Raw genomic sequence first — 18,247 nt, forward strand, 5'->3', positions numbered from 1 at the left:
CTGGTGTACGGACGCGGCGGGCGGGGCCGGTGGTTGCCCGCTGTGCGCGTTATCGCGTGGAGCCGACCTCGGCCTCGGGCTCCGACTCGGGCTCCGACCCGGGTTCCGGCTCACCGGCGAAGGTCCGCCACAGCTCGGCGTACCGGCCGTCGAGCAGGAGGAGTTCGTCGTGCGTACCGTCCTCCGCGACCCGGCCGTCGGCCATGACGACGACCCGGTCGGCGCGGGCGGCGGTGGTCAGGCGGTGGGCGACGACGAGGGTCGTGCGCTTGCCGGCGATGCGGTCGGTGGCGTGGTTGACCTGCGCCTCCGTGGCGAGGTCGAGCGCGGCGGTCGCCTCGTCGAGCAGCAGGATGTCGGGGTCGACGAGTTCGGCGCGGGCCAGCGCGATCAACTGCCGTTGCCCGGCGGACAGATTGCGCCCGCGCTCGGCGACCTCGTGCAGATAACCACCCTCAAGAGTGGCGATCATGTCGTGCGCGCCGACCGCCCGCGCCGCCGCCTCCACCTGGGCGTCGGTGGCGTCCGGCCGCCCGTAGGCGATGGCGTCGCGCACGGTGCCCTGGAAGAGGTACGCCTCCTGCGGGACGACGCCGAGACGGTGCCGGTAGCTCGTGAGGTCGAGGTCGCGCAGGTCGGTGCCGTCGACGGTGACGCGTCCGCCGGTCGGGTCGTAGAAGCGGGCGACGAGCTTGACGAGCGTCGACTTGCCCGCGCCGGTCTCGCCGACGAAGGCGACGGTCTGCCCGGCGGGGATGCGCAGCGCCACGTCACTGAGCGCCGCCTCGTCGGTGCCGTACGCGAAGTCCACGTCCTCGAAGGCGATCTCGCCGCGCAGCGACAGGACTTCGAGGGGTTCGTCGGAGGCCTTCGTGGATGTCGGCTCCTGGAGCAGTTCCTGGATGCGGCCGAGCGAGACCGTGGCCTGCTGGTAGCCGTCGAAGACCTGCGAGAGCTGCTGCACGGGCGCGAAGAACAGGTCGATGTAGAGCAGGTACGCGACGAGCGCGCCCGCCGTCAGCGTGCCCGCCTGCACCCGTCCCGCGCCCACCATCAGGACCGCGGCGGCGGCGACCGACGACAGGAGCTGCACGAACGGGAAGTACACGGAGATCAGCCACTGGCCGCGGATACGGGCGGCGCGATAGTCCTGGCTCCGCTCGGCGAACCGGCGCGCTCCCGAGCCCTCGCGCCGGAACGCCTGCACGATCCGCAGCCCGGCGACGGATTCCTGGAGGTCGGCGTTGACGACGGAGACCCGCTCGCGGGCGAGTTCGTACGCCTTCACGCTGGCGCGGCGGAAGAAGAACGTGCCGAAGATCAGCGGCGGCAGCGTCGCGAAGACGACGATCGCGAGCTGGACGTCGATGACGAGGAGCACGCCCATGATGCCGAAGAAGGTGACGACGGAGACGAAGGCGGTGACCAGGCCGGTCTGGAGGAACGTCGACAGGGCGTCCACGTCGGTCGTCATCCGGGTCATGATGCGCCCGGTCAACTCCCGTTCGTAGTAGTCGAGTCCGAGGCGCTGGAGCTGGGCGAAGATCTTCAGGCGCAGCGAGTAGAGGACCCGCTCGCCGGTGCGTCCCGTCATCCGGGTCTCGCCGATCTGCGCGCCCCACTGGACGACGACGGCGAGCAGGGCGAACGCGGACGCCGCCCACACGGCGCCGAGCGCGAGCCGCGTGACGCCCTGGTCGATGCCGTGCCGGATCAGTACGGGCAGCAGCAGGCCCATGCCGGCGTCGACGGCGACGAGGGCGAGGCTGATCAGCAGCGGCGCGCCGAATCCGTGCAGGAGCCGGCGGAGCCCGTACGACTTCTCGGGCGTGACGGCGCGTGCCTCGTCGATGCCGGGGGTGTCCGCGGCGGCCGGGAGCGCGTCGACCTGTGCGAGGAGTTCGGGCGTCGCGGGCATCCCGGCGAGCGCGGTGTCCTTGGGTTCGCGGTCGCCCGTCCACAGGACGGGGGTGATGCCGCGCTCGGCGTCGAACTCGGCGTCCAGCTCGGCCCTCACCGAGGTGTCCTCGTCGGGGAGTGCGGGCCGGACGTGGCCGGGCGAGACGCCGCCGAGCTCGTCGGGGTCGGTGAGCAGGCGCCGGTAGAGGGGCGAGCCGGCCTCCAGCTCCTCGTGGGTGCCGATCGCGGCGAGGCGCCCGCCGTCGAGGACGGCGATGCGGTCGGCGAGGCCGAGGGTGGAGCGGCGGTGGGCGATGAGCAGCGTGGTGCGGCCCGCCATCACGTGCTTGAGGGCCTCGTGGATCTCGTGCTCGACGCGGGCGTCGACGGCGGACGTGGCGTCGTCGAGGACGAGGAGGCGGGGGTCGGTGAGGATGGCGCGGGCGAGCGCGATGCGCTGGCGCTGGCCGCCGGACAGGGTGAGGCCCTGCTCGCCGACGGTCGTGCCGTAGCCGTCGGGCAGCTCGGATATGAAGCGGTCGGCCTGGGCGGCGCGGGCCGCGGCCTCGATCTGCTCGTCACTCGCGTCGGGGACGCCGTACGCGATGTTCGCGCGGATCGTGTCGGAGAAGAGGAACGAGTCCTCCGGTACGAGGCCGATGGCGGCGCGCAGCGAGTCGAGGGTCAGCTCGCGGACGTCGTGGCCGCCGATGAGGACGGCGCCGTGCGTGACGTCGTAGAAGCGTGGGAGGAGGAGCGAGACGGTGGACTTGCCGGAGCCGGAGGAGCCGACGACGGCGAGGGTCTCGCCTGCGCGGATCTCGAAGGACAGCCCGTCGAGGACGGCCCTGTCGGCACCTTCGTAGGAGAAGGAGACGTCGTCGAACTCGACGGTCGCGGGGGCGTCGGCGGGGAGTTCCTTGGTGCCGTCCGCGATCGACGGTTCGGTGTCGATGAGCTCCAGGACGCGCTCGACGCCGGCGCGGGCCTGCTGGCCGACGGTGAGGACCATGGCGAGCATCCGGACGGGGCCGACGAGCTGGGCGAGGTAGCTGGAGAACGCGACGAACGTGCCGAGCGTGATCTGTCCGCGTACGGCGAGCCAGCCGCCGAGCGCGAGCATCGCGACCTGGCCGAGCGCGGGCACGGCCTGGAGGGCGGGGGTGAACTTCGCGTTGAGCCGGATGGTGCGCAGGCGCCCCGCGAAGAGCCGCCGCCCGACCTCCCGGAGCTTCCCGGTCTCCTGGTCCTCCTGCCCGAAGCCCTTCACGACGCGTACGCCGGACACGGCGCCGTCCACGACCCCGGCGACGGCGGCGGCCTGCGCCTGCGCGTACCAGGTGGCGGGGTGAAGGCGGGAGCGGCTGCGCTTGGCGATGTACCAGAGGGCGGGGGCGACGGCGAGCGCGACGAGAGTCAGCGGCAGGGACAGCCACGCCATGATCCCGAGGGAGATCAGGAACAGCAGTACGTTGCCGATGGTCATCGGCAGCATGAAGAGCAGGCCCTGGATGAGCTGGAGGTCGCTGGTCGCGCGCCCGACGACCTGGCCCGTGGACAGCTCGTCCTGACGCCGGCCGTCGAGCCGGGTGATCGTCCCGTACATCTCGGTCCGCAGGTCGTGCTGGACGTCGAGGGCGAGGCGGCCGCCGTAGTAGCGGCGGACGTAGGTGAAGGCGTAGACGACAATGGCCGCGCCGACGAGGGCGGCGGCCCACGGTCCCATGGAGCGGGTGTGGTCCCGCACCACGTCGTCGATGATGACCTTGGTGATCAGCGGGACGAGCGCCATGACGGCCATGCCGCCGAGGGACGCGCCGAGCGCGAGCACGACGTCCTTCGGGTACCGCCAGGCGTACCCGGCGAGACGCCGGCCCCATCCCCGTTGCTCCGCCACGTCCACGCCTCCCGTTGTGCCCGACCTGACCGGTCCTGACCGGCTCTGTCCTGGCCGGTCCTGTCCTTACCTGCCGAGAGGCGCAACGCGGAAACGGGCGGATTTCATCCCGCCGCAACAATTCGGGGCCGGGACCGGGACGAAGGTCCGAGCGGGCCTGGTCCTCAGGTCCCGGTCCCTTCCTTGTCAGCCCTGGGGGACGGCGACGTACGCCTCCTTGGGAGTGGTGGTCGGCGTGTAACGCGACGTAGCCGCCGCAGCCGGAATCAGATCCCGGTGGATCACCTTCGCGACGGCCTGGATCGTGTTCACGCCGTACGTCATCGTGCTGTTGCCGTGGGTGAGCACGGAGATCGTGTAGTCGTGCCCGGCGCCCTGGAACGCGCCGATGCTGTGCACGCGCCAGCCGTGCGTGGACCGCTCCAGCCAGCCGTTCTTGACGTGCACGGACACGGTCGACGGCGCGCCGGCGGGGGTGCCCCAGCGCTGGGAGGAGATGACCTTGCCCATGAGCTTGAGGATGTAGGCGCGGGAGTTGTCGCTGAGGACGGTGTTCTTGGCGGTGACGAGGGAGAGCAGGCGCTGCTCGTCGGTGACGTTGATCTGGGTGAGCCCCCAGTAGCCCCCGGACCCGGGAACGGTCCGGGTCATCCCGGCTGCGGCGAGAAAGCCCTTGACCTTGGTGACCCCGAGCTGCTTCCAGAGGGAGGTGGTGGCATTGTTGTCGGACTTGGTGATCATGGCGGTGGCGAGGTTCGCCTCGCGCGTCGTGAGGTACCGGTTGGTCTTCTTGGCGTCCCAGAGGAGCGTGGCGAGGACGGTCACCTTCACGACGCTGGCGGAGTCGTAGGAGGAGGTGGCGCGGAGGGTGCAGGTGGTGTTGGTGGTCCGGTCCCTGAGGCCTACGGCGACGGTTCCGGAGCGCGAGGCGAGGGCGGCGGTGATGTCCTTCTGCAGCTTGGCGGCGAGCCCGGCCTGACCGGAGGTACAGGTGACCTGCGGGGTGGTGGCGGCCGCGGCGGGCGCGGCGCCGGCCGCGAGCATTCCTACGGCCACGAGGGTGGCGGGGAGCGCACGGGAACGCAGGGATATGTGGTGAGTCATGTGAGTGGGTCCCCCCTGAAACGGAACGGGCACGCCTACGGCGCACTCGCCTCACATGACTCTTGGGTGGGGGCGGATGGTTGTACGAATTCAATGGATCGGGATGAATTCAATGGATCGGGCGATCCGACGGCTGACAGGATGCCCGGATGACCGCCGCCGCTCCGCTCCCTCTCCCGATCGACCTCGACACGTGGCCACGCCGCGAGCACTTCGAGCACTACCGCGAGCGGGTTCCGTGCACGTACTCGATGACGGTGGAGCTGGACGTCACGGCGTTCACGAGGGCGCTGCGCGAGTCGCCTTGGAAGTCCTACGTCGCCCAGATCTGGGCCCTGGCAACGATCGTGAACCGTCACGAGGAGTTCAGGATGTGCGTGACGGAGTCGGGCGCTCCGGCGGTATGGCCGGTGGCGCACCCGGCCTTCACGGTCTTCAACGCGGAGCGGGAGACGTTCGCGTGCGTGTGGGTTCCGTATGACGCGGACTTCGGCGCGTTCCACGAGGCGGCGGCGCCACTACTGACGGAGCACAGCAAGGCGACGGAGATGTTCCCGCAGGGCCCTCCCCCGGCGAACACCTTCGACGTATCGAGCCTGCCGTGGTCATCGTTCACGGGCTTCAACCTGAACATCGGAGCCGGCTGGGACCACTTGGCGCCGATCTTCACGCTGGGCAAGTACGTGGAGCGGGAGGGCCGGGTCATGCTGCCCTTGGCGGTGCAGGTACATCACGCGGCGGCGGACGGGTTTCATGCGGCGCGCCTGGTGAATGAGCTGCAGGGGCTGGTTGCGGAGTTGGGGTGGCTGTAGCGGGGTGCGGGCCGGGGAGGCGCCGGGGCCCCGCCGGTCAGCGGTACCAGTCCTCGCCGTCACTTGTGAGGGTGCTGCGCACGTAGGCCTCCAGGGACGCCGAGACCCAGGTCCGGCTGTCCGTCTCGTGGTCCCACACGAAGACGTCGTCCCGCTCCGGGACGCGGACGAAGGCGAACTGGTCGCCGCCCCCGTTGTCACCGAAGAACATCAGGGCGTCGAACGACTGGTAGAGGCCACGGAACTCGACCGAGTCACGGAACGCGAGATTCTCGCCGAGAATCTTCTCCGCGGCCCAGACCAACTCGGTCCCGTACACGTCCTCAATTCCATTGCTCTCCAAGAGGAGTTCACGCAGCGACGGCGGAACGGACTGCCCGAGTCGTCGCTCGACTTCGCCCAGGATGTGATCGGTCGCGGGGTCCTGGAACTCGACGCCAGGAAACCCCGAGGCGAGCTCGCGCCACAAGTGACTCACACTCCGTTCATAGAGAAGTCCCGCTCAAATTCACCAGACATCGCCCCCATTGATCACCGTGATCGGAGTCGTCGGCGTTAGCTTCGCGCTGTCTACTGACACTCCCTGCGACAAGATGGCCAGGCCGTCGCGGGGAGCCGGTCTCCCCGAACTACGGGTGAGTCGGTGTACGTCGTGCCCGTTTCTGCCAATCATGCCGCCAGCGAGGGGTGCCGAGGCACCGTGACCTGGCCTTCCGCGCAGCCGAGCAAGTCTGAGGCGTGGGATAGGAGGTAGTCGGCCATAGGGTCTACGCACTTGGCCGACTACGACACATACGGCACCAGCAGCCACACTGCCGCCGAACTGGTCCACCTCATCAGCGACCGCCTCGGACTGGCATTCACCGAGCACGACAGCTACTTCCGAGGCATCTATCACCGCGCCGACAGCCCCGGCGGAGAGATAGAGGTCCAGCCCAACTCGATTCCCGGCGACGACGGCGAAAGCGACCTCTACGCCGCCGAACACCCGACGGCCCAGATCCTGCTACTGGCCCTCACCCCGGCGGCCCGCGCCTCCGCCCTGCGGACCCAATTGGGCTCCGTCGACGGGCTCGTCCACCTGAAGCATGAGTCGCTCTGAAGCTAGTCAGCGTCACCGCGATCGGAAGAGGGAAGCCGGCCGCCCCGGCTCAGGGCGATTCGACGTACGTCGCGCAGGCTTTCTGCCAATCGTGCTGCCAGGAAGTGGAGTTGGGGTGCCGTGGCCTTGCCGTGCGCGTCGGCGAGCAGGTCCGAGGCATGGGATAGGAGATCATCGGCCATTTCGAGCTGAACGGACTCGACACCGTCGGCGACGCGGGAGACGTAGCTGGTGCCGGTGCCGTCGCTTACGAGGTAGCAGGGATTCCCGTCGAGACTGGCCCAGGGCAGGAGCCGACCTTGACTGGCGGGCGCGGTGTCGTGGCCGTGGAACATCATGCGACCACCTCGACACCGTGGATGTGGTGCGCGCCGAGGTCCACGCCGTGTACGGCGAGCCAGAGCGTGCGGCGGCGGCGAGCACGTTGCCGCTTCTCCTGCTCTCGGCGCTCGTGGGCGAGGACGTAGGGGCGGACCAGTCGGGAGTCCTCGCCTCGGAGGGGATAGGTGTGCGGGGCGGTACGGCGGGCCGGAGGCTCTGGGGCTTCGGGTGCCGGACTGAGTACATCGCGCTTTCGATGGCGCCCCGAGGCCGGACAGGCCAGCCGCAGCAGCAGTTCGACAAGGCGGGCGATAAGGTTCAACACGTCAGCAACTCCACTGAAGTTGGTGGCCATGCCCCCGGGCCGTCGCTAGCGGTCGCGGGGGTCTTCCGTACCCGGAGAAGGGCAGGTCGACGTACATGGGCATCGCTGTGTAGCGATCCGCTCACAGAGTGGGACCGCCAGGGCTAGGCTCGCCAGGGGGTACGACGTGACAAGGCATCTGTCACATGGGAGTTGACGATGAGCAACACCTACGGGGAATGGCTGAAGGCCCAGCGCGAGGCCGCCGGCCTGACCCAGCAGGATCTGGCCACGGCGGCGGTGATGTCGCGTTCGCACATCGCCCACATCGAGGCGGGGCGCCGCCTGCCGTCGAAGGAGGATGCGCGGAGGCTGGACAGGGCGCTGAACACGGGGAATGTACTGAGCAGCTTTCTGCCCGACAGGGACGGGGTGGTGGCCGAACACTTCGAGACGGCTCACGCCCTCGAACAACAGGCCGTTGAGATCAGGGAGTTCGCCCTTTCGTTCGTTCCCGGCATCCTCCAGACGGAGCGGTACGCCCGTGCGGTCATGAGCGCTTCGTACCCTCCCGTGGGTGAAGAGGAATGTGACAGGCTCGTTGTCACACGCCTTGAGCGGGCGAAGATCCTTCAGGACCCCGTGTCACCCGTGGTGTGGGCGCTCTTGGACGAGGGAGTCTTGATGCGCCCCGTGGGCGGCCCCGATGTCATGGCTGAGCAGATCCTGCACATCATTCGATTGGCAGATTCGGGCCGTATCCGTGTACACGTGCTGCCGCGCTCCCTGGGGTTCCACCCACTGCTCGAAGGCATGTTGACGTTGATGTGGTTCGACGATCAGCCGCCGGTGGCCTACAGCGAGGGGGTCCGCATGGGGAAGGTGCACGATTCCCCAGCCATGGTCCATGAGCTGCAAGGTCGTTACGATCTTGCGCTGAGCGACGCGCTGCCGCTCAAGGAGTCACTGGCCCTGCTGAGGGCGACAGCAAAGGACTACGGAGATCATGACTGAGCCGACCATCTCGAACGCCGCCGCACTGGTCGGCTGGCGAAAGTCCTCCTACAGCGGAAGCGAAGGCGGCAGCTGCCTCGAAGTCCTCGACCACCACCCCGCCGGCGTCCCCGTCCGCGACTCCAAGAACCCGGCCGGCCCCGCCCTCGTCTTCCCCTCCCACGACTGGGCGACCTTCATCGCAGCCGTCCGCACCGGAGACCTCCCCGCCTAAGACGGCGCCAACGGCCTCCAGGAGCACACGCCCCCGGAGGCCGTGACCTGCCAATCTCGAGGGACCGCCGAACGACGTCCCGAACCTCCACTCGGGCACCGTTACAACGGCAGGCCGAGCACCCCCTTGCCTTCGCCGCTCACACTCGTTCTGCCTGTTCGGCAGTAGCGCAGGGGGAAACAAGGCTCGTTGCGGGGGTGGAGCGGCGCGCGAGGTCGGGCAGCACAGTGGCCAGGCCGGCCAGAGCCATGACCGCGCCGAGCCAGAGCGGGGAGCGCAGACCCCAGGCATCGATCGCCACAGCGCCGATGGAGGAGCCGAGGATGATGCCGAGGGTGATGAAGGAGGAATGAACAGTGTTGACCAGCGGGCTGGCGTTCCCGGTGCGCTGGACGCGAGTTGCCATGGCCGGGTTCATGGTGACGCCCGCCAGGCCGATGCCCATCATGCAGATGACGGCCGGTGCGGGCAGATCGGCGAACAGTGCGAAACCGGCCAGGGACACGGCGTTGAGGACGAGGCCGACAATGAGGACCGGGATGGTGTGGCGGTCAGCGAATCGGCCGACGATGTTGTTGCCGACGACAGTGGCGGCACCGTAGGCGATCAGCAGGACGGCGACGGCGCCGGTGGAGAAGCCGGTGACATCGGTGAGGATCGGGTTGAAGTAGCTGAAGGCCGAGAAGGTGGCACCGATGATGAGCGTGCTGGTTGACAGCACCAGCCACAGCTTGGGCTTCCGGAAGACACCGATCTCCTGACGGAAGCCGCCGCCGCCCGCGGCGCGCTCGATGCGGGGCACGCCGAACAAGGTGGCCACTGCTGCGATTACGGTGATCGCGGTGATGACCCAGAACGCCGCACGCCAGCCGAAGCGCTCACCGACCAGGGTCGAGATGGGCAGTCCGAGCAGGGTGCCGAGCATCAGTCCGTTCATCGCGACCGCGATCGCCCGGCCGCGGACCTCGGGGCGGGTGATCTGGGCGCACATCGAGATGCCCACGCCGAAAAAGGCCTGGGAGGCGATGCCAGTGATGATGCGCGCCGTCACCATCGTGGCGTAGCCGGTCGCGGTGGCAGCCAGGACGTTGCCCGCCAGGAAGACAACGAACAGCACCATTAGCGCCGTCCGCGGCGGACGCTTCATGACCGCCATGGTGAGGAACGGCCCGCCGGCCGCCATGGCCACCGCGAACGCGGTGATGAGGTAACCGATCTGCGGGACGGTGGCATTCAGGCCGTCGGCCATCTGCGGCATCAGTCCGGCGACCACGAACTCGCTGGTCACCATGGCAAAGATGCCGAGCGCCAGGACGTATACGGCACGAGGCATGACTGTGTCTCCTTAGCAGTCGACGCCGACCGGCAGGGCCGGGTGGCGTGGAAAAATTGCGTTACGGACCGATCAGTCCAAAACGTGGGTATGGGCGGGCACGCCGCCGGAGCGGGCAAGCGTCAGTGCGTCAGTGCGTCAGTGCGTCAGTGCGTCAAGGGTGACTTCGGCGATCGACTCCAGAACGCTCCGGTCGGCGCCCCCCTGGCTCGAGATGCGCATACCGCCGATCGCAGCGTTGATGAAGCGGGCCACCGCTCCGGCGTCCCGCCGAGAGGTGATACTGCCGTCTCGGCGGCCCTCCTCGACCACCGCACGCAGCACCGCGAGCCTGCGAGCCGTGTCGCGCTCAAGCATCTCGGCCGCCACACTGTCGCGAGCGGCCAGTTCGACCGTGGTGTTCACGGTCAGGCAGCCCAGACTGCGGCCGCCGGCCCTGTGCTCGGTCTCGCCGTCGACGACCATGGCGAACAGGGCACGGATACGGTCGGCGGCACTATGACTCACGTCATCCAGAACAGCCATCTGGGCGGTGGTCATGGTCTCGATGTAGTGGGCGAGCGCACGCTCGAACAGGTCACGCTTACTTTTGAACGTGTTGTAGATGCTGCTGCGCCCCAGCCCGGTGGCTTCACACAGATCCTGGGTGGAAGTGGCCTCATAGCCCTTCTCCCAGAACGTGTACATCGCCGCGTCCAGGGCCCGCGCCTCGTCGAACATCCTCGGTCGGGCCATGGCGCCACCTTAGTCATTTTGGATCGACCGTTGCAATACGTAGGCGCAAGCCTCGCGCTCATCCGTCGCAGCAGTCCGGTATCGGCAACTCTTGACCTGAGAAGCCGCCAACGGCCTCCGGAAGCGCACGCTCCGGCGGCCGCGAACTGCCGACCGGTTAAGGCCCCGCCGATGGCGGGGGCGGCGGGGGTGCTGTGCCCGGCACGTAGTCAGGCGGCTGCGAGTCCCAGACGCGCCCCGTGCTCGGCGAGGGCGTCACGCGCTGTTCCTCCGCATCGGAGCGCGACGTCCACCACGTCACGGACGCCAGACCGACAAGGCACGCGGCAACGATGAACACCCCCACCGGGAAGCCGCGCGGTGACCGCACCAGACGCAGGCCCAGCCAGCCCGCGCAGGCCACTGCGAAGCCCGCGATCGTCGGGGTGAGGTCGCCGTTCTTGTAAGTGATCAGCAGGGCGCCGTAGTTGGTGAACAACACCAACAGCACTGCGTAGAGCACCGCGACAACCGCGCACAGCCATTCCAGCAGGCGCAACACACGTCGGACTCCGCTCACGCCGTCGCCCCCTCACCGTCCCCACGTCTTACTTGGCGAAGCTAAGGCAACGAGACGTCAAGAACTAGTGGCTCGTCTCGGATCGTTGGACGGGTAGTGGCTGGCCCCCTCGCGTGGGTCGGGTTGGCTTCGGTCTGGGCCCGGCGGCAGGCTTTACCAAACGGTCTACCACTTGTTTTTCCTGGTCAGGTAGCTTTCAGGGCATCCATTGATCTTTAAGTGCGGGCCCGTTCGGCGTGACCGAACGAGTCCGTGTGGAGGGGTGTGCCATGAGTGCGGTCGACCTTGCGGAAACGGCGGCCGGTCTGCCCGAGGCGTGGAGTTCTCGCAGGCTGGGCATGGTGGGGGCGGCCTGCGTCAAGGTACTGCGCATGGACGGGTTGCCGGTCGCGGAGGAGAGCCATGGGGCCGCCGAGGCTCTGCTGGTCCTCGATGGTCGGCTGGAGCTGGAGGTGGATGGCGTGCCGGTGTCGGTGCGGGCGGGCGAGCTGTTCATGGTGGCGGCGGGAACTGCACACACGGTCCGCCCCGGGAGCCGGGGCACGTTGGTGATCGTGGAACTGCCGGAGAAGTGACGGCTCTTCAGGCTGCCTTGGGAAATCAAACGGGCCTGGGCCGACCGTCGCGAGTACGGCACGACCGTCAAAAGCTTCGACGTCTACCGCGCGGTCCTCGACGACAGCGTCCACGATTCTGCAGGGCTCGAGGTCTGGGTCGGGCAGCGGATACGGCCCCTGAGGATGCTTTCGGCAGAGGAACCTTTTTCCGGTTCACCCCCGATAATCGACCCGCCGGTAGGCCGCACGCCGCAAGGCGAGAATTCAGATGAGTTCGCGTATGTGACCGACCTCGCATTCGGCAGTTGCGCCCCCATGTGACCTCGCTTTATGCCGCTACGGAATGTCACATGCCCCCATCGTATTGGTGATGCATCCACGCACTTTTGTGTACTGCTTTCCGTCATGCCGATCACCGGCGCCTGCGAGCGCCGGCACCAGCGGGGGAAGCACAACATGTACGAGGATTTCCTGTCCGAGAAGCTGCAGGAGCTGCGCAACAGCGGGCAGTATCGCGAGTTCGTGGACATCAACCGCCGGGCGGGCGCCTATCCGCAGGCGATACGTCGCACCGCCGACGGGCGAGACCAGCAGGTGACGGTGTGGTGCAGCAACGACTACCTGGGCATGTCGCAGCACCCTGAGGTGCTGGAGGCGATGCACCGGGCGATCGACGAGTACGGTGCCGGTTCCGGTGGTTCGCGCAACATCGGTGGCACGCACGCCCACTATGCGGCCCTGGAGTCCGCTCTCGCCGAGTGGCACGGCAAGCAAGCGGCGCTGGTGTTCCCGACCGGGTACGGCTCCAACGACGCGACGCTGCAGTGCCTGCTCCGTATCCTGCCCGACGCCGTCATCATCTCCGACGAGTTGAACCACGCATCGATCATCAACGGCATCCGCAGCACCCGGGCCGAACGCGCCGTTTTCAGGCACAACGATGTGGACCACCTGGAGGAACTGCTCGCCGGGCAACCGCTGGACCGACCGAAGATCGTCGCCTTCGAATCGGTGTACTCGATGGATGGTGATGTGGCGCCGATCGAGGAAATAGCGAAGGTGGCCCAGCACTACAACGCGCTCACCTACCTCGACGAAGTGCACGCCATCGGAATGTACGGCCCGCGCGGCGCCGGTATCGCCGCGCAGCTGAATGTCGACCACCACATCGACATCATCCAAGGCACCATGGCCAAGGCCATCGGCGTGATCGGCGGCTACATCACCGGTTCGGCCACGCTGGTGGACGCGGTGCGCAGCTTCGCCTCCGGGTTCATCTTCACCACCTCACTGCCGCCCGCGGTCGTGGCTGCCTGCCACGCCAGCATTGAGCACCTCAAGTCCTCCCCGCGCGAGCGGGAGGCACTGCACCACAAGACCGTTGCCCTGCGCTCAGCCCTGCAGGACGCCGGCATCGCCGTCATGGAGTGCAGCACCACTCACGTGCTGCCGGTCCTGGTGGGCGACGCTCAGCGGTGCAAGGAGGCCGCGACCCGGTTGCTGGACGTCCACGGGGTGTACCTGCAGCCGATCAACTCCCCGACGGTGCCGGTCGGTACCGAGCGGTTCCGCGTGAACGTCACGCCGAACCACACCGACGAGGACATCACCCACCTGGTACAGGCGCTGACCGAGGTCTTCGCCCACTACGGTGTCACCGGGCACGCCGCGTGAGAGCGGCAGCCGCGCCAGTCCGCCCGGCTGTGGTGGACGACATCGAGGAGCTCATCCGGCTGCGCGCCTTCCTGCTGGAGAGTGACGCCACCGCCGGTCTGCCTTACGCCGCCTCCTCAGCTCAGGAACGCGTTGCCTGGCGGGCGCAGTACCGCACGTGGCTCGCCGAGAGGCTGGGCCAGGACGGCGATGTGCGGGTGGCGGTGGCCGGAGGTTCGGGCCGATTGCGGGCCTGCGCGGTCGCCATCATCGACCAGCGAGCCCCGTCACCAGCCTGCCCTGGCGGACGAGCGGCCTGGTTCCAGTCAGTGGTGACCGACCCGCGCGACCGGGGCCTCGGCCTGGGCGCCGCCGTTCTGCAACACCTGACCGCCTGGCTGCGCGAGCGCGGCGTGGACGAAGCGGTCCTGCAGACCACCGCAGCCGCCGCGGGCTTCTACCAGCGGGCCGGATATCTGCCCACCGGTGAACAACTGCTGTTCAAGCCGCTGGAGAACACCAAGGAGGAACTCCTCGCATGAGCACGCTCAAAGTACTGATCACAGGCATGGGCTACGCCGGCTCCCGCTTCCTGAGCGCCCTGCGCACCCTCGACGACGTTCCCGGGATCGACGTCGGACTCGAGATCGCCTACCACGCCCGGCACCGCACGCGCGACGATCTGCCCTACTACTCCTCACTGAAGCAGGCACTCGCCGACTTCACGCCGCACGTCGTTATCGTCGCGGTCACCGACTCCGCCCACGCCGAGATCCTCACCGCGCTGAACGGCTACGACGGATTCGTCCTGGCGGAAAAGCCGCTCACCTCCCGTCACGACGACCTCGACGCGGTGGCCGCCGCCCTGTGCCACACCTCCGGCTTCGCGATGGATCTGGTGGAGCGCTACTCCGACGCCACCATCACCCTGCGCGAATATGTCCGCGAACACGGTCTGACCCTCGTACGTGCACACGCGACCTGGGGCAAAGACCGCATCAACGACCACCGCCCCACCGTCGGCGTCACCAGCGAAGTGATCCACTCCCTGGACCTGCTGCGCTGGATCGCCCCCGGCGACCATGAGCTCGTACCGGTCGACGCGATCGGTGTGATTTCCGACTTCTCCATCTCCGGGCCACAGGTACTCGACAGCGTGGCGGTGACCGCCCGGCTGGGCGACGCGCCGGTGACCGTCTACAGCAGCTTCACCAACATCACCCGCCAGCGCACCGTCGACTGCACCTTCCGCACCCCCGACGGCAGCCTCGTCCACGCGACAGCCGTCTACGACACCCCCACCTGGGACGCGGACCACTTGCGCATCTGGCACCGTGGCGCGGACGGCGAACAGACGCCGGTCGAGGTCGACACCCGACACCAGCAGGTCCCGGACCGGCTGCGGGCCATCATCAAACTCCGCCGCCTGGTCGCCGACGTCCTGCGCTTCGTCCATCGCGGCGAGGCCCCCCAGGTCGCCTTCGCCGGGTTGAACGAGTCGGTGGAACTGCAACAACTGCTCAACACGATCGAGGAACACACCCGCGTCACAGGACCGGCCTGTTACTTCCCCGACGGCCGGACCGTCGCAGCCGAGACGGACTGGGAGCGCCTGGGATGACCAACACATCCGCCTCACCCCAAATGCCTCCCGCGCGCGGCAGGTTCGTGCTCCTGCTCGCCTTCGGCGCGTTCGCGCTCGGTCTGGACGCGTACGTCATGGCCGGACTCCTCCCGCAGGTCGCCGACGATCTGCACGTGGCCGAGTCGTCCGCCGGTCAGATGGTGACCGTCTTCACGCTCTGCTACGCCACCGCGGCCCCCGTCTTCGCGACCGCGCTCGCCGGACGTTCCGCCAAGGCCGTCCTCGCCTGCGCCCTGACCGTCTTCACCGTCGGCAACGCGCTCACCGCGCTGGCCACCGCCCTACCCGTACTGCTGGCTGCCCGTGCCCTGGCCGGGATCGGCGCAGGCCTGTACTCACCGATGGCCGCCGCGACCGCCGCGGGCCTGTCCGGTCCCGAGCGCCGCGGACGCAGCCTGGCACTCATCATGGGCGGGATGAGCATCGGCACCATCGTCGGTGTCCCGCTCGGCGTGCTGCTGGCCGAACACACCGGCTGGCGGGGCACCTTGTGGCTGATCACCGCGCTCGGCCTGCTCGCCCTGGCCGGCATCACCCTGCTCCCCACCACCCCTGCGGCGCCGCCTCCCGCGCTGCGCGAACGCCTCCGCATCCTGGCCGACGGCCGTGTCGCGGGCATCGCCGTCGTCTCTCTCCTCGGCGGCGTCGCAAGCCTCGGCCTGTACACGTATCTCGCCCCGTTCCTCGCGGACGCGGCCCACACGACGTGGACGGTCGGGCCGATGTGGGCCTGGGGCGCGGGCGGCGTACTCGGCAGCCTGCTGATCGGCCGCATCGTGGACCGCACCCACCAGCCCTTCGCGATCGTCGGCTGCATCCTGGCGCTTCTGACCGCGGCGCACCTCCTGCTGCCCAGCGCCGCAAGCGCGCCCTGGGCACTGGCGGTGCCGCTGGTGGTCTGGGGCGCTGCGGGCTGGGCACTACAGGTACCCCAGCAGCATCAGCTCATCGCCGCCCAGCCCGAACAGGCACCCGTCGCCGTCGCCCTCAACAGCTCGGCCGTATACCTCGGTTCCGCCATCGGCTCCGCACTCGGCGGCAGCGTCATCGCCGCGGGCCTCGCCCCGGCGACACTGCCCTACTGCACCGCCGCCCTGGCCCTGCTCGCCCTGGTCCTGCACCTCACAGTCGTCCGCCGGGCAGGCCGCCGACACGCAGCAGACACGAACCAGACGGCACCCGACCCGTCGGCCTCCCAAGCCGGGTGACTACTGTGACGCAGATGGACATAAGCATCCACCACCTGCGGTGCTTCCTGACCCTGGCCGAGGAACAGCACGTCACCTGGGCAGCCGACCGCCTCGGCCTCACCCAGCCCACCCTCAGTCGGCAACTTCGCCGCCTGGAAGACACGCTGGGCTACCGCTTGCTCGACCGCAGCACCCGCCACCCCCACCTCACTCCCGAAGGCCTCCGGCTCCAGGCCGAGCTGCGCACCCTGCTCCCACAACTCGAGGCAGCCCTCCAGCCCGCAGCACCCTCCGGGGACTTCCGCCTCGGCTACTCGTGGGGCTTCCCCCTGAGTATGGGGCGGGAGGTCATCCGACACATGGAAGAGGAACACCAGATCCTCGTGCAGCCGGTACGGTCCGACACCCGCACAGCCGGCCTGAGCGAAGGAACGGTGGACGCCGCCCTGGTCTGGAACGCGGACGACGACCCTCGCCTGACGGCCATCACGATCCGGCGTGAGCCGCGCGTCGCAGCCATCTCGCGACGCTCCACCCTGGCAGTGAAACCTACCGTCACCTGGCGCGACCTCGGCCGCCGCTGCATCGTCCTGAATACGGCCAGCGGCACTCTCACCCCCGCCGACTGGCCCCCCTCCGCCACCCCGGAGATCGGCGCCGAAGCCGCCAACCTGGAGGAATACCTGCACGCCGTCGCCGCCCGCCGCGGCGTCGGGGTCCTGCCCGCCTCCGTCGCCGCCGCGAACCCCGACCCCGACATCCTCTATCTCTCCCTGTCCGGCGCCCCGCCCGCCGTCCTCTCCTTCGTCCACCCACGCAGCGATCCGCACCCGCACGCCTCGACCCTCGCCGACGAATTCCGGCACCTCGCCGGCGGAGCAGCCCGTCATCCCCGGAGGAACGACCAGGCCACTCGCTCCCCTCAGCCCGCTGCAGCGAGCTGAGCACAGAACGGGAACGGTCGCCCGGTCGAGTCGGTCGACCAGGTGCAGCCTGCGCCCCACAGACTCATCGGATGGCGTACCCGTCCCACAGCGGGCCGCCGGCTCGGTCGAGCACCTCTGTCACGGCCCCGGCGAAGACGGTCGTGTCCCCGGAAACCGCCTGTGCGGCGGCCTCGGTCAACACGCGGTGCAGCCCGGGGTCGGCCGCAGCCAGCCGCCGTGACAACCATTTGCCTCCACCGAGCCAGTGCCCGCCCACCAGCAGGACCAGCTCTGATGCGCGCTGCAGCATGTGAGCGACCAAGTGCACCTGCTCGGCGCGGTCCGCGCAGCCACGCAGGTCGTCGAGGAGGTCGGTCAGGATGTACCGCTGGTAGTCCCGCTCACGGTCTGAGAGCGGCGGCGGGCCCGCAGCCCAACGCTTGCGCGCCTCGGCCTGGAGTGCAGAGCCCAACCCCTCGTGGTCGACAAGGAGCAGGCCGTCGGAGCACATGGCGAGCAGCGGCGAACTCCGTTTCGCAGTCTCCTGATCGGCGAAACGGTGCCAGGCAGCCTGGGTCTGGACGAACAACTCCACCGGCCAGCCCCGGTATACGAGGTTCTCCCGGCTGGGTGCGGGCGGCCCGTCCAGGAGGACCACGATGTCCAGGTCGGAGGTGGGCGTCCGACGGTCGGTCAGCACGCTGCCGGCGAGGAAGGCTGCCCGGGCGGCAGGAAACCGATCCCGTATCAGTTCGCGAGCAGTGAGCACCGGGTCGTCCATGAAAACACCCTACGGTCAGCTCTTCCCGAGACACAGGGAATTCTTCACAAGACGCGTTGACACAGAGGGCTGCCAAAACGCGTGAACATATCTCGCCAAGGTGGCCGCTGACTGACCCCCGAACTCGCGCACGGCTGCTGCCGTCCGACGTCAGGGTTGGCACCCATCCTGCCAGCCCAAAAAGCAGTCCCACCCGTCGAA

At 68.7% G+C, this 18,247-nt stretch carries 19 protein-coding genes; 10 read left to right on the forward strand and 9 right to left on the reverse strand.

The features are described 5' to 3' along the window. Nucleotides 1-49: 49 nt before the first annotated feature. On the reverse strand, nt 50-3,796 hold the full coding sequence (locus ABZ893_RS17635) for an ABC transporter ATP-binding protein (RefSeq protein WP_361403918.1): 3,747 nt from the start codon (nt 3,794-3,796) through the stop codon (nt 50-52). 186 nt (nt 3,797-3,982) lie between these two features. Continuing rightward, nucleotides 3,983-4,840, reverse strand: a complete 858-nt coding sequence (locus tag ABZ893_RS17640; protein ID WP_361404577.1) for a serine hydrolase — start codon at nt 4,838-4,840, stop codon at nt 3,983-3,985. 209 nt (nt 4,841-5,049) lie between these two features. On the opposite strand from ABZ893_RS17640, the gene catA reads away from it, so the two are divergent. Continuing rightward, the gene (gene catA / locus ABZ893_RS17645; RefSeq protein ID WP_361403921.1) at nt 5,050-5,712 is read left to right on the forward strand and encodes a type A chloramphenicol O-acetyltransferase; all 663 of its coding nucleotides are present in this window, start codon (nt 5,050-5,052) and stop codon (nt 5,710-5,712) included. 37 nt (nt 5,713-5,749) lie between these two features. On the opposite strand, the gene ABZ893_RS17650 is transcribed toward catA, so the two are convergent. Beyond that, entirely contained in the window at nt 5,750-6,190 is a 441-nt protein-coding gene (locus ABZ893_RS17650; protein WP_361403924.1) for an SMI1/KNR4 family protein, read from the reverse strand. 297 nt (nt 6,191-6,487) lie between these two features. On the opposite strand from ABZ893_RS17650, the gene ABZ893_RS17655 reads away from it, so the two are divergent. After that, nucleotides 6,488-6,814, forward strand: a complete 327-nt coding sequence (locus ABZ893_RS17655; protein ID WP_361403927.1) for a hypothetical protein — start codon at nt 6,488-6,490, stop codon at nt 6,812-6,814. A gap of 2 nt (nt 6,815-6,816) precedes the next feature. On the opposite strand, the gene ABZ893_RS17660 is transcribed toward ABZ893_RS17655, so the two are convergent. Together ABZ893_RS17660 and ABZ893_RS17665 are read right to left on the reverse strand one after the other, a co-directional pair. After that, nucleotides 6,817-7,152: a hypothetical protein gene (locus ABZ893_RS17660; protein ID WP_361403930.1), complete on the reverse strand. Its 336-nt coding sequence runs from the start codon at nt 7,150-7,152 to the stop codon at nt 6,817-6,819. Continuing rightward, the gene (locus tag ABZ893_RS17665; protein ID WP_361403933.1) at nt 7,149-7,460 is read right to left on the reverse strand and encodes a hypothetical protein; all 312 of its coding nucleotides are present in this window, start codon (nt 7,458-7,460) and stop codon (nt 7,149-7,151) included. The genes ABZ893_RS17660 and ABZ893_RS17665 overlap by 4 nt, the downstream gene beginning before the upstream one ends. A gap of 198 nt (nt 7,461-7,658) precedes the next feature. On the opposite strand from ABZ893_RS17665, the gene ABZ893_RS17670 reads away from it, so the two are divergent. Together ABZ893_RS17670 and ABZ893_RS17675 are read left to right on the forward strand one after the other, a co-directional pair. Then, nucleotides 7,659-8,453: a helix-turn-helix transcriptional regulator gene (locus ABZ893_RS17670; RefSeq protein WP_361403936.1), complete on the forward strand. Its 795-nt coding sequence runs from the start codon at nt 7,659-7,661 to the stop codon at nt 8,451-8,453. Further along, nucleotides 8,446-8,667: a DUF397 domain-containing protein gene (locus ABZ893_RS17675; RefSeq protein ID WP_361403939.1), complete on the forward strand. Its 222-nt coding sequence runs from the start codon at nt 8,446-8,448 to the stop codon at nt 8,665-8,667. The genes ABZ893_RS17670 and ABZ893_RS17675 overlap by 8 nt, the downstream gene beginning before the upstream one ends. Nucleotides 8,668-8,806: 139 nt before the next feature. Here ABZ893_RS17675 and ABZ893_RS17680 read toward each other — a convergent pair whose 3' ends face one another. The 3 genes from ABZ893_RS17680 to ABZ893_RS17690 all read right to left on the reverse strand — a co-directional run bounded on the left by ABZ893_RS17680 (nt 8,807) and on the right by ABZ893_RS17690 (nt 11,276). After that, on the reverse strand, nt 8,807-10,000 hold the full coding sequence (locus tag ABZ893_RS17680; protein WP_361403942.1) for an MFS transporter: 1,194 nt from the start codon (nt 9,998-10,000) through the stop codon (nt 8,807-8,809). A 138-nt stretch (nt 10,001-10,138) separates the two neighbouring features. Then, nucleotides 10,139-10,735: a TetR/AcrR family transcriptional regulator gene (locus tag ABZ893_RS17685; protein ID WP_361403945.1), complete on the reverse strand. Its 597-nt coding sequence runs from the start codon at nt 10,733-10,735 to the stop codon at nt 10,139-10,141. 157 nt (nt 10,736-10,892) lie between these two features. Beyond that, nucleotides 10,893-11,276, reverse strand: coding sequence for a hypothetical protein (locus ABZ893_RS17690; protein WP_361403948.1), 384 nt, complete (start codon nt 11,274-11,276; stop codon nt 10,893-10,895). Nucleotides 11,277-11,563: 287 nt separating this feature from the next. On the opposite strand from ABZ893_RS17690, the gene ABZ893_RS17695 reads away from it, so the two are divergent. From ABZ893_RS17695 to ABZ893_RS17720, 6 genes are all read left to right on the forward strand, one after another. Continuing rightward, the gene (locus ABZ893_RS17695; RefSeq protein ID WP_361403951.1) at nt 11,564-11,869 is read left to right on the forward strand and encodes a cupin domain-containing protein; all 306 of its coding nucleotides are present in this window, start codon (nt 11,564-11,566) and stop codon (nt 11,867-11,869) included. A gap of 312 nt (nt 11,870-12,181) precedes the next feature. Next, nucleotides 12,182-13,525, forward strand: a complete 1,344-nt coding sequence (hemA, locus tag ABZ893_RS17700) for a 5-aminolevulinate synthase (protein ID WP_361403954.1) — start codon at nt 12,182-12,184, stop codon at nt 13,523-13,525. A gap of 29 nt (nt 13,526-13,554) precedes the next feature. Beyond that, on the forward strand, nt 13,555-14,046 hold the full coding sequence (locus ABZ893_RS17705) for a GNAT family N-acetyltransferase (protein ID WP_361403957.1): 492 nt from the start codon (nt 13,555-13,557) through the stop codon (nt 14,044-14,046). Further along, complete coding sequence (locus ABZ893_RS17710; protein ID WP_361403960.1) at nt 14,043-15,125, forward strand: Gfo/Idh/MocA family oxidoreductase; 1,083 nt, start codon at nt 14,043-14,045, stop codon at nt 15,123-15,125. The genes ABZ893_RS17705 and ABZ893_RS17710 overlap by 4 nt, the downstream gene beginning before the upstream one ends. Then, nucleotides 15,122-16,357: an MFS transporter gene (locus tag ABZ893_RS17715; protein ID WP_361403963.1), complete on the forward strand. Its 1,236-nt coding sequence runs from the start codon at nt 15,122-15,124 to the stop codon at nt 16,355-16,357. The genes ABZ893_RS17710 and ABZ893_RS17715 overlap by 4 nt, the downstream gene beginning before the upstream one ends. A 14-nt stretch (nt 16,358-16,371) precedes the next feature. After that, a complete protein-coding gene (locus ABZ893_RS17720; protein ID WP_361403966.1) occupies nt 16,372-17,283 on the forward strand; it encodes a LysR family transcriptional regulator in 912 nt (303 codons plus the stop codon). A 64-nt stretch (nt 17,284-17,347) separates the two neighbouring features. Here the strand turns inward: ABZ893_RS17720 and ABZ893_RS17725 are convergent, their stop codons facing one another. After that, the gene (locus ABZ893_RS17725; RefSeq protein WP_361403969.1) at nt 17,348-18,046 is read right to left on the reverse strand and encodes a nucleotidyltransferase domain-containing protein; all 699 of its coding nucleotides are present in this window, start codon (nt 18,044-18,046) and stop codon (nt 17,348-17,350) included. Between the last annotated feature and the right edge of the window lie 201 nt (nt 18,047-18,247).

Origin of the sequence: Streptomyces sp. NPDC046821 (genome assembly GCF_040645335.1) — a bacterium.
Classification (GTDB): Bacteria; Actinomycetota; Actinomycetes; order Streptomycetales; family Streptomycetaceae; genus Streptomyces.

Excerpts from the sequence above, each read along its gene's own strand:
- ABZ893_RS17670 (WP_361403936.1), top strand. The coding sequence starts at position 7,659 with ATGAGCAACACCTACGGGGAATGGCTGAAGGCCCAGCGCGAGGCCGCC.
- ABZ893_RS17685 (WP_361403945.1), bottom strand. The coding sequence starts at position 10,735 with ATGGCCCGACCGAGGATGTTCGACGAGGCGCGGGCCCTGGACGCGGCG.
- ABZ893_RS17675 (WP_361403939.1), top strand. The coding sequence starts at position 8,446 with ATGACTGAGCCGACCATCTCGAACGCCGCCGCACTGGTCGGCTGGCGA.
- ABZ893_RS17720 (WP_361403966.1), top strand. The coding sequence starts at position 16,372 with ATGGACATAAGCATCCACCACCTGCGGTGCTTCCTGACCCTGGCCGAG.
- ABZ893_RS17725 (WP_361403969.1), bottom strand. The coding sequence starts at position 18,046 with ATGGACGACCCGGTGCTCACTGCTCGCGAACTGATACGGGATCGGTTT.
- catA (WP_361403921.1), top strand. The coding sequence starts at position 5,050 with ATGACCGCCGCCGCTCCGCTCCCTCTCCCGATCGACCTCGACACGTGG.
- hemA (WP_361403954.1), top strand. The coding sequence starts at position 12,182 with ATGCCGCTACGGAATGTCACATGCCCCCATCGTATTGGTGATGCATCC.
- ABZ893_RS17680 (WP_361403942.1), bottom strand. The coding sequence starts at position 10,000 with ATGCCTCGTGCCGTATACGTCCTGGCGCTCGGCATCTTTGCCATGGTG.
- ABZ893_RS17710 (WP_361403960.1), top strand. The coding sequence starts at position 14,043 with ATGAGCACGCTCAAAGTACTGATCACAGGCATGGGCTACGCCGGCTCC.
- ABZ893_RS17715 (WP_361403963.1), top strand. The coding sequence starts at position 15,122 with ATGACCAACACATCCGCCTCACCCCAAATGCCTCCCGCGCGCGGCAGG.
- ABZ893_RS17660 (WP_361403930.1), bottom strand. The coding sequence starts at position 7,152 with ATGATGTTCCACGGCCACGACACCGCGCCCGCCAGTCAAGGTCGGCTC.
- ABZ893_RS17640 (WP_361404577.1), bottom strand. The coding sequence starts at position 4,840 with ATGCTCGCGGCCGGCGCCGCGCCCGCCGCGGCCGCCACCACCCCGCAG.
- ABZ893_RS17695 (WP_361403951.1), top strand. The coding sequence starts at position 11,564 with ATGAGTGCGGTCGACCTTGCGGAAACGGCGGCCGGTCTGCCCGAGGCG.